General features: G+C 63.7%; 5 protein-coding genes and 1 pseudogene. 2 read left to right on the top strand and 4 right to left on the bottom strand.

Features of this window, described 5'->3' with window-relative positions:
* Window positions 1–131: 131 nt before the first annotated feature.
* From QZY67_RS11315 to QZY67_RS11300, 4 genes and pseudogenes are all read right to left on the bottom strand, one after another.
* Window positions 132–1,952, bottom strand: a complete 1,821-nt coding sequence (locus QZY67_RS11315) for an LTA synthase family protein (RefSeq protein WP_295370386.1) — start codon at window positions 1,950–1,952, stop codon at window positions 132–134.
* A gap of 454 nt (window positions 1,953–2,406) precedes the next feature.
* A pseudogene (locus tag QZY67_RS11310) lies at window positions 2,407–3,791 on the bottom strand (glycine--tRNA ligase).
* Window positions 3,792–4,244: 453 nt separating this feature from the next.
* Window positions 4,245–4,625, bottom strand: coding sequence for a hypothetical protein (locus QZY67_RS11305; RefSeq protein WP_295370384.1), 381 nt, complete (start codon window positions 4,623–4,625; stop codon window positions 4,245–4,247).
* 519 nt (window positions 4,626–5,144) lie between these two features.
* Window positions 5,145–6,671 (bottom strand): M23 family metallopeptidase, encoded by a 1,527-nt coding sequence (locus QZY67_RS11300; protein ID WP_295370383.1) that lies wholly within the window; start codon window positions 6,669–6,671, stop codon window positions 5,145–5,147.
* A 371-nt stretch (window positions 6,672–7,042) separates the two neighbouring features.
* Here QZY67_RS11300 and QZY67_RS11295 point away from each other — a divergent pair, with 371 nt between their 5' ends.
* Both QZY67_RS11295 and mnmG read left to right on the top strand, forming a co-directional pair.
* The gene (locus tag QZY67_RS11295) at window positions 7,043–7,906 is read left to right on the top strand and encodes a metallophosphoesterase (protein ID WP_295370381.1); all 864 of its coding nucleotides are present in this window, start codon (window positions 7,043–7,045) and stop codon (window positions 7,904–7,906) included.
* Between the two features lie 332 nt (window positions 7,907–8,238).
* On the top strand, window positions 8,239–10,104 hold the full coding sequence (gene mnmG / locus QZY67_RS11290) for a tRNA uridine-5-carboxymethylaminomethyl(34) synthesis enzyme MnmG (protein ID WP_295370379.1): 1,866 nt from the start codon (window positions 8,239–8,241) through the stop codon (window positions 10,102–10,104).
* Window positions 10,105–10,173 lie beyond the last annotated feature (69 nt).

The raw sequence follows: 10,173 nt of genomic DNA, 5'->3' as shown, positions 1-10,173 counted from the left end.
GGGAGCGGAGCGAGGACTTTTGCGCCGCAGTGCGGCGCGAAAGTAACGGCATTTTTGAAGGCTGTCGAAAAAGTCCCTGGACTTTTTCGACAGCCTGAGTGGCCCGCCGGATTTCCGGCGGGCCATAAATGTTATCCTGCAAAGTGCTTGCGCCAGTAGTACTGGAGATTGTCGTACAAATCCGCCAGGGCCTGGCCCTCAGCGGTCAGGGCCTTGGTCAGGTTTCCGTCCTCGAAGTAGAGGCCGGTGGGGGTGTTCATGACGGGCAGGGCCTCCATCACCGGCCGGGTAGCCTGCATGAAGGCGGGGCCCTCCCAGCCGCACAGGTCGAAGAGCTCGATCATGAGGAAGTTGGGGCTCAGGTCGGGGCCCTCCCCCTGGAAGTCGCAGCCCAGCGCCTCCCTGGCTGCGTCGTTGGCCCAGATGAGGTAGCGGGTGGCGTAGTAGTTCAGAAAGCCCCCTTTGGTGGACAGGTCCAGGTCGATGCCCAGCTTGCTGTACACGCTGTTGGCGTCCCCCATCCAGGGGTTGTGGTCGCCGAAGAGGACGATGACCACCGGGTCCCCGCTCTCCCGGAAGTAGTCGAAGAACATCTCCAGGTTGTCCCCGGTGTTTTTCAGGGAGCCGAAGTAGTTGTTCATCAGGTTCAGCTCCTCCTGGGTGTAGGACCCATCGTCCACTACCCAGCCGTCCCCGTACCAGGTCACGTCGGTATCGTAGGGGCCGTGGCCCTGGTAGGTCACGTTGAAGGAGAAGTAGGGCCGGCCGTCGCTGGCCTTGTGCTCCTCGTAGAGCTTAATCATCTCGGGGAAGAGCACGTCGTCGTACCCGATGCCGCCGCCGGTCAGTTCCCCGTAATAGTTCTCCACGAACTTGTAGTCCTCCAGGCCCAGGTTGGCGTTGATGTTCTCCCGGTTGTAGAACCAGGCGTAGCAGGAGTGGCTGCCGGTGGCGTAGTAGCCCTGGTCCCGGAAGTACCAGGCGTAGGAGTTGGAGGGGGAGCGGAAGGACCCCAGGTCGGAGTATCCGGTGAGGAAGCACCGCTCCGTGTCGATGGTGCCCCCGGCGAAGATGTTGGTCACCAGATTGCCGGCGTAGCCCTCGGCCTCCAGCTCATGGAACACCCGGTATACCTCCGGGTTCAGCTCGGGCACGCCAAACTTGGTGAAGTCGTTGTAGGCCTCCAGCTGGATGGTGAAGATGTCCACCTTCTGCTCCTCCGGGATGTCCGCGTCGGCGTAGCCGGCCATGATCTCCTCGCAGGCCTTGGCGTCGTATCCCTCGGAGGCCGGGTCGGAGGCGGAGCGGACGCTGTACAGGAAGGGGTAGAGAAAGCCCTTGGAGGTGTACACCTGGGTGGCCGACCAGGGGGAGATCAGATCCTCGTTGCGGGTCTTGTTGTTGTAGATGTCGGCGCTGGTGTACAGGCCGGACAGGGGGAGGGCCATCAGGGCGGTCACCAGGGCGCACAGGAGCCGGGGCTTCCAGGAGGTTTTGGCTCTGGCGGAGAGCAGAAGGAACACCAGGCCCAGCACCAGCAGCGCCAGGGCCATGAGCATGCTCCTGTTGAGGAAGAGCTGGTACTTGCCCGCCATGTTGCCCGCTTCCCGGATGAGGAGGATATCCTCAAACATCATGGGGTCGTTGCGGAAGGTGAGCTTGTAGAAGCTGGCGAAGGTGAGGCCCATGGTCAGCGCCGCCGTCACCAGGTAGGAGATCCAGGCCCGGCCGATGAGGAAATAGAGCAGCAGGGACAGGAATGCCGCCGGCAGGATGTTGAGCAGGGCGATGAGGGGGTGGGTGAAGTAGCTGATGAACATGGCGGTGCGGTTGTCCACGCAGGCAAACCACAGGGACAGCACCCCCACGCACACCCCCATCAGTACGCACAGCACCGGGGTGAGCACCGGGTTTTTGGCAATTGGGTCCAGCTTTTGCAGAAATTTTTTCATAATCTTGACTCCGTTTTTACACTCAGGGAAAAGAGAACCCGCCGCACCGGCAGGCCGCCGGTGCGGCGGGTCACATTTGGGAACTTGGAAATGGTTTCAGGGGAAGATTTTCAACAAAAGAATTGTTCGGGCGCAGACTGAATCAAAACGCAGAGAAGTGTGTGCGGCATTGAGATCGCCGATGAATCTCAGCGGCTTTCAAGTCTGGGCGGGTAACGCTGCTCGGGCAGAGGGGTAACGACACGGAAGAGCCGAACCGGCAAGCAACTACTTTCAGGTTTGGTGGCCGATGAATAGCACCGCCGCAGGACGCGTCTCCGAAAGGGGGTACCAGGGGGAAACGGGCGCGTTTGGCCCTAACAGGGCCTTCCGCGCCTGTTGCCCCATGGCGAGCTTTGCCTACTTTCCCTCGTTGGAAAGTAGGCCGCTGGAGGCCGTTCTCTCGTGCCCGAAATCAGAACGCGATCTTCTCCTCGATATAAGCCTTCAACTGGTCGATGGGCAGACGTACCTGCTCCATGGTGTCCCGATCCCGGACGGTGACGCAGTGGTCGGCGGGGGTCTTGTCGTCGCCCACGGTCTGGAAGTCCACGGTGATGCACAGGGGGGTGCCGATCTCGTCCTGACGGCGGTAGCGCTTGCCGATGGAGCCGGCCTCGTCGTAGTCCACCATGAAGTACTTGGACAGCTGGGCGTACACCTCCTGAGCGGCGGGGCCCAGCTTCTTGCTCAGGGGCAGCACGGCGCACTTGAAGGGGGCCAGGGCGGGGTGGAAGCGCATGACGGTGCGCACGTCGTTCTTCTCCGCGTCCACCACCTCCTCGTCGTAGGCCTCCACCAGGAAGGCCAGGGTCACCCGGTCGGCGCCCAGGGAGGGCTCGATGACATAGGGGACATAGTGCTCGTTCTTCTCCTGGTCGAAATAGGTCATGTCCTTGCCGGAGTGCTCCTGGTGCTGCTTGAGGTCGTAGTCGGTGCGGTCGGCCACGCCCCACAGCTCGCCCCAGCCGAAGGGGAACATGAACTCAAAGTCCGTGGTGGCCTTGGAGTAGAAGGCCAGCTCCTCGGGCTCGTGGTCCCGCAGGCGCAGGTTCTCGTCCTTGATGTTCAGGTTGGTGAGCCAGTCGTGGCAGTACTTGCGCCAGTAGGCGAACCACTCCAGGTCGGTGCCGGGCTGGCAGAAGAACTCCAGCTCCATCTGCTCGAACTCACGGATGCGGAAGATGAAGTTGCCGGGGGTGATCTCGTTGCGGAAGCTCTTGCCCACCTGGCACACGCCGAAGGGCAGCTTCTTGCGGGTGGTGCGCTGGATGTTCTGGAAGTTGACAAAGATGCCCTGGGCGGTCTCGGGACGGAGGTAGACCTCAGTGGAGGAGTCCTCGGTGACGCCCTGGTGGGTCTTGAACATCAGGTTGAACTTGCGGATGTCGGTGAAGTCGCTCTTGCCGCAGCCGGGGCAGGGCACGTTGTTCTCCCGGATAAAGGCCACCATCTCCTCCTGGGTCATGGCCTCCACGTTCACGTCGGTGCGGCCCTGCTCCTGAAGATAGTCCTCAATGAGCTTGTCGGCCCGGTGACGCATCTTGCAGGCCTTGCAGTCGATAAGGGGGTCGTTGAAGGTGGACACATGGCCGGAGGCCACCCATACCTGGGGGTTCATCAGGATAGCGGGAACTTCTTCCACCAGGCCCGCTTCACGTTGTTCTTCAGCTCCACGCCCAGGGGGCCGTAGTCCCAGGAGTTGGCCAGGCCGCCGTAGATCTCGCTGCCGGGATAGACGAAGCCCCGGCCCTTGCACAGGGCCACGATTTTTTCCATGGTCTTTTCGGTGTTCTTCATATCAATACTCCTTTTTTAGGATTGTCTGAATCACGGCGTATTCACGCCTCGCCTGTTCGCGGCGGCCCGGCCCACGCGCTTTTGATTCTATGGCCGTGCCGCTGAAGGCGGCGCATGGCCAATTTTGCTATGCTTTTGCATAGCAAAAAACGCCCTGAGCCGTTTCGGCTCAGGGCGAACAGGATGTCCGTGGTGCCACCTGAATTCGGAGCATAGCCGCTCCGCACTCCAGCCCGGTAACGGCGGGGGACCGGCGGGGCATTTCCTCCCCGCGGCTTGCGGGCGCCTTCCGCGGGACCTTCGGGCGCCTCTCACCGTCCGGCGCCTCTCTCAGGTCCGGGTCTCCGCGTACTCCTCCCGGTCAAAGCCTGTTTCTGCCGGACATTGTATCACCAAAACCCGGTTGCGTCAAGGACGGCGGGAAAAATGGAGCAAAAAATCCGCTTTTCGCCCTCACAGCAGCCCGAGGAACTGGCTCACCACCACCGCCGCCATCACCATCACCGCCAGGGAGGCGGCGGCGTCCAGGGCCAGGTGCAGCCGCCGGGGGCGGCGGGCGCGGTTCCCCTTCCCGGAGGAGGCGCTCCGGTCCTCCACGGCGGAATGGTCCTCCTGCGCCCCTTCCATAACGGCGTCCGGCGCGGCAAAGGGCGCCTCCTCCCCTGTCAGAGCCCGGCGGCAGGCGTCAAAGTCCAGAACCCTTCCCTCCTGCTGGGGGGTCTGAGGCCGGGCGCGGAGGAAAAGCATGTCTCTGGGCGCGGGGGCGGCCTCCCCGCTGGCCATGCCGTATACGGTCAGACGCCGTGCGTCCAGGTTGTAATAGATGGTCTCCATGGCGGTCCCTCCCGGCTTTTGATGTATACAGGATAGCACAAAGTGCGTCCTATAAAACGGACTTTTATTGCGGCTCCAGGCAGGCGGAAGACCTGCGGCTATGGAACCGGTGTTCGAATATAGGATACAACAAATGTTCGAAAAAATCAAGAGTTTTTTTCTGTTTTTTTGACGTTGGAGAAGCGCCGTTGTTCCCGTTTCCGGTCCGGCCCCGCTCCAAAAAGAAACCGCCCCCGCGCCGTTGGGGCGCGGAGGCGGTCAGTTCGTGAAAAAGCCTCCCGGGAAAGGAGGCCTCGCAGAGTTCCCGGGGCCGCAGCCCCGGGAATCAAATCAAAATCCGTCATTTCCCGGGACATGTGCCTGGGAAATGACACTTCTCATGGCGGACGGGGCGAGAGTTTTGTCAAAAATCCAGCCCCTCCCGCCATGGGGACTTCCTCGAAAAAGGCGCAAAGCGCCTTTTTCGAAAGCAAAACCGCCCCCGCGCCGGGATGGCGCGGGGGCGGCATGGACGTTGTGTCAGGGCAGGTAGGACAGGGGGTTGACGGTGGTGCCGTTGATCTTCACCTGGAAGTGGCAGTGGTTTCCGGTGGAGCGGCCGGTGGAGCCCACCCGGGCGATGGTCTGGCCCTGATAGACCTTGTCTCCCACGTTGACCAGCAGGCTGGAGCAGTGGGCGTAATAGGTCTGATAGCCGTTGCCGTGGTCGATGATGACGTACTTGCCGTAGCTCCAGTTGCTGCCGGTGCCGGTGCCCGACCAGATGACGGTGCCGCCGTCGGCGGCCTGGATGCCGGTGCCGTAGGGGGCGGCGATGTCGATGCCGGAGTGGTAGCTGTAGCTGCCGAAGATATAGCGGTAGCCGAAGTAAGAGGTGATGTTGCCGTACACCGGCCAGATAAAGTAGCCGTTGGGCAGCCAGCTGGGCCGCTCCTTGGTGCCCACCGCGATGACCTTGGTGGTGGGCTCGGTGAGGGTGACGGTATTGGTGACGGTGCGCTCGCGCTCGTTGCCGTTGACGTAGGTCACGTCGGCGGTGACCTCCGCCAGGCCCTCGCTGCCGGGGTCCAGCACCTTGGTCTCGCCCTGGTACATGGAGTCGTCCTGCACCTCTTCCACCGGGCTGGCGATGGGCTCCTGATAGGTGATGGTCTCGGTGGTCTGGACGGACAGGAAGGGGATGACCTCCCGTACGTTGAGAATCTGGCCGATATAGATATTGTTGATGTCCACATCGGGGTTGAGGGCCTCCAGCTCGGACAGAGACATGTCGTTGTCGTAGGCGATCTGCATGAAGGTATCGCCGCTCTGGACCTCATAGGTGGTCTGGCCGTTGGTGTTCTCAGTCAGGCGGGCCTCCATCACGGACAGGTCCTGTTCCACGTCGGAGGGGGTGTACTGCCGGCTGATGGACACGGACTCCACAAACTCGGCGGAGGTGGTGTTCTCGTTGACATAGGGGGCCTTGATGGCGTCCAGCATGGCGGTGAGGGCGGCCTCGTCCTCAGCCGCGCCGATAAATTCCCCGTTGACCTTGAGCACGTAGCTCTTCATCACCTCGCCGATCTGGTCGAAGAGGTAGGTCTCAAAGTCGCCCACGTTGGACAGCTTGTCCTTCTCGGTGAGGGCGAACTCGTAGGTGACGGCGTTGTCCAGGGTGTAGTCATACCCCAGAATGTCGGAGGCCCGGGCCTCCACCCGGTCCATGGCGGCCTCAAACACCTCCGGCTCGGTGACCACGCCCAGGGTGGCGCCGTCCACGCTCACCACATAGCTGGGGGTGTACACGGTGCCCACCACCAGGGCTGTGCCGATGACGCCGGCGGCCAGCAGGAAGGCCAGGGGCCCCACCGCCTTGCGTCCCGCCACGGCGGCATCCGCCCGGTGGAGCACAGCGCCCACCTTCCGCCCGGCGGTGATCAGGGCGTCCAGCAGAGGGCGGCGTCCCTGTTCCCGGGCGCCCTCCCGGGCGCCGCCCGCCGTCTCTTCGGCGGGAATGGCGTCGGGCAAAGCCTGGCGGCCATGGGAGTGTAAGATCTCATCCATCGGAGAGGACCTCCTTAGAAAGGTAAAAAGTCAAAATAAGAATCCGTCTGCAACACAGCGGGGGCGCTGGAAATTACAGAACGGAATGAAATGATTACAAACTGGTTACAAACGGTATCATACACGCTTTTTGCCTCCGCGTCAATATTTTTTTTACCTTGAAAGAGGTCGAAAAGAGGAGATTTTTCCTTTGGAAGCGGCGGGGCGGGGATGAAAGCTGAAAAAAGAGGGGGAAAACTTTAAGGAAACCGCTCAGTCCTCCCGGTGGGCGGCGGGGTTCGGGCGGCTTTTCTTGCGCCGGAGGCGGGCGGCGTGGTATACTGTATCGTTAAGGCGGCGCCGCCCGTCCATTTTTCAACTGGAGGCATCCTATGGCAAAACGGAAATCCCGTCCCGGACGCAGGGGGCTCCGGCTCCTTCTGGTGCTGGCGCTGGTGCTCCTGGCGGGGGGACTGTTCTTTTACGACCAGCAGAACCGGATTCAGACCGAGACCATCACCGCCGCCTCGGACCGCCTGCCGGCGGGGTTTGACGGCTACCGCATCGTACAGATCTCCGACCTCCACGGCAAGGAGTTCGGGGAGGACAACCATATTCTGCTGGAAAAGACGGCGGAGCTGGAGCCCGATCTCATCGCCATCACCGGCGACGTGATTGACGACCCGGACCAGATGGGGATTCTGGAGCCCCTGGCCCGGGGGCTGGCCGCCATCGCCCCCACCTTTTATGTCACCGGCAACCACGAGTGGGCCATCCGGGAGGCGGCAACGGTGAAGAGCCTGATGGAGGAGTACGGCGTGACGGTGCTGTCCAACGAGTACCTGAAGCTGGAACGGGGCGGGGACACCATCGTCCTGGCGGGCATCGACGACCCCAACGGCCCCTATGACCAGAAGACCCCGGAGGAGCTCTCCGGTGAGATTCACGCCGCCCTGGGGGACCCCTATGTGCTCCTGCTGGCCCACCGGAACGAGTACTACCAGGTGTACGGCCAGTGCGGCTTTGACCTGACCCTGTGCGGCCACGTCCACGGCGGGCTCATCCGCCTGCCCTTTACCGACGGGCTGGTGGACAACACCCGCCGCCGCTTCTTCCCCACCCACACCGCAGGGCTCTACCCCCTGGACGGGGGCGGCACCCTGATGGTGTCCCGGGGCCTGGGCAACGGGGGCATCTCCTTCCGGCTGTTCAACCGGCCCCACCTGCCGGTGATTGTGCTGAAGGCGGGGGCGTGAGAAGAACGGCCTCCGGCGGGGTACTTTTCACCGGCGAAAAGTACCCAAAAGCCGCCGGGGACACAGGGGCAGGCGGCTTTTACAAAGCCTTATGCCCCCGTTTCCCCGGACCCCTTTCAAGGACGCGTGCGGCGGCGGTAAAATTCAAGAAGCCGCCAAATCTGAAAGCAGCTGCTTGCCGGTTCGGTGCCTGCGTGCCGCTTCTCTTCTGCCCGAGCAGCGTTACCCACTCAAACTTGTGGGCAGATGCAATTCAATGACCGTTCTCAATGCCGCACGGGGCCCTGCGGAAGCATCTTACCCACATTATACAGAGAAAAGAGAGCATAGCCATGGAATATTCTGCGGGAACCTTTGATATCGCGGTCATCGGCGCGGGCCACGCGGGCATTGAGGCGGCGCTGGCCGCCGCCCGGCTGGGGCTGCGGACGGTGTGCTTCACCGTGAACCTGGACGCGGTGGGCAACATGCCCTGCAACCCGGCCATCGGCGGCACGGGCAAGGGCCACCTGGTGCGGGAGATCGACGCCCTGGGGGGCGAGATGGGCCGGGCCGCCGATGCCGCCTGCATCCAGTACCGCATCCTCAATAAAGGAAAGGGCCCTGCGGTGTGGTCCCTGCGTGCCCAGGCCGACCGGCGGGCATACCAGAAGGTGATGAAACACACCCTGGAGATGCAGGAAAACCTGTGGGTCAAGCAGGCCGAGGTGGTGGAAATCCGCACGGAGCACGGGGCTGTGTCCGCCGTGGTCACCGCCACCGGGGCGGTGTACGCGGTGAAGGCGGCGGTGGTGTGCACCGGCACCTTCCTGGGGGGCCGCACCATTGTGGGCGACGTGGTGCGGGACTCGGGGCCCGACGGCCTTGCCGCCGCCCTGCCCCTCACCGGCTGCCTCAAATCCCTGGGACTGTCCATCCGCCGCTTCAAGACGGGCACGCCCCCCCGGGTCCACCGGCGGAGCGTGGACTTCTCCAAAATGGAGCTCCAGCCCGGGGACCCGGACGCCCAGCCCTTCTCCTTTGAGACGGCCCGGCCCCCGGAGAACAGGGCCGTGTGCCATCTGACCTACACCAACGCCGCCACCCACGCGGTCATCCGGGCCAACCTGGACCGCTCCCCCCTGTACGACGGCACCATCGAGGGGGTGGGGCCCCGGTACTGCCCCTCCATTGAGACCAAAATCGTCCGCTTCCCCGAAAAGGAGCGGCACCAGCTCTTCATCGAGCCCATGGGCCTGGACACTGAGGAGCTGTACATCCAGGGCTTGTCCTCCTCCCTGCCCGAGGAGGTGCAGGTGGAGATGCTCCACACCATCCCCGGCCTGGAGGGGGCCGAGATGACCCGCCCGGCCTACGCCATCGAGTACGACTGCGTGGACCCCACAGAGCTCCTCCCCACCCTGGAGTGCAAGCACATCCCCGGCCTGTACGGCGCGGGCCAGTTCAACGGCTCCTCCGGCTATGAGGAGGCCGCCGCCCAGGGCCTGGCGGCGGGCATCAACGCGGCCCTCAAGCTGCTGGGCCGCCCGCCCATGGTCATCGGCCGGGACCAGGGGTACATCGGCGTGCTCATCGACGACCTGGTGACCAAGGGCACCGGGGAGCCCTACCGGATGATGACCTCCCGCACCGAGTACCGGCTCCTCTGCCGCCAGGACAACGCCGACCGCCGCCTCACCGGAGTGGGCCATGCGGTGGGGCTGGTGAGCGAGGGGCGGTACCAGGCCATGCTGGACAAGTACGCCGCCGTGGACCGGGAGTGCGCCCGGCTGGAGCGGACCGGCGTGTCCCCCTCCCCCGCCCTGGACGGCCTGCTGGCCGATAAGGGGGAGCCCCCCGCCCCCAACGGGGCCCGGCTGGCCGACCTGCTCCGACGCCCCCGGATGACCTACGCCGACCTGGCTTCCCTGGACCCGGCCCGGCCCGACCTGCCCGCCGCCGTCACCGAGGCAGTGGAGATTGACTTGAAGTACCGGGGGTACATCGAGCGGCAGCAGCGGCAGGTGGAGGAGATGCGCCGCCTGGAGAGCCGCCCCCTGCCCCCGGATTTGGACTACCAGTCCCTCCAGGGCCTGCGGCTGGAGGCCCGGCAGAAGCTCTCGGATATCCGGCCCCTGAACCTGGGCCAGGCCAGCCGCATCTCCGGCGTCAGCCCCGCAGATATTGCCGCCTTAATGATTGCGCTGGAACGGGGCTGACGCCGGGGGCCCCGCAAAGCGGGGCGGCGCATCTGCGCCGTACAAGCGTTTTGGCCGAAGGGCAAAACC

Source organism: uncultured Pseudoflavonifractor sp. (assembly GCA_904419835.1).
In the GTDB taxonomy this organism is placed as follows: domain Bacteria; phylum Bacillota; class Clostridia; order Oscillospirales; family Oscillospiraceae; genus Pseudoflavonifractor.
This window is presented reverse-complemented; position numbering and strand designations above follow the sequence as displayed.

Coding starts and splice junctions, on each gene's coding strand:
- mnmG (WP_295370379.1), top strand. CDS start 8,239: ATGGAATATTCTGCGGGAACCTTTGATATCGCGGTCATCGGCGCGGGC.
- QZY67_RS11305 (WP_295370384.1), bottom strand. CDS start 4,625: ATGGAGACCATCTATTACAACCTGGACGCACGGCGTCTGACCGTATAC.
- QZY67_RS11315 (WP_295370386.1), bottom strand. CDS start 1,952: ATGAAAAAATTTCTGCAAAAGCTGGACCCAATTGCCAAAAACCCGGTG.
- QZY67_RS11295 (WP_295370381.1), top strand. CDS start 7,043: ATGGCAAAACGGAAATCCCGTCCCGGACGCAGGGGGCTCCGGCTCCTT.
- QZY67_RS11300 (WP_295370383.1), bottom strand. CDS start 6,671: ATGGATGAGATCTTACACTCCCATGGCCGCCAGGCTTTGCCCGACGCC.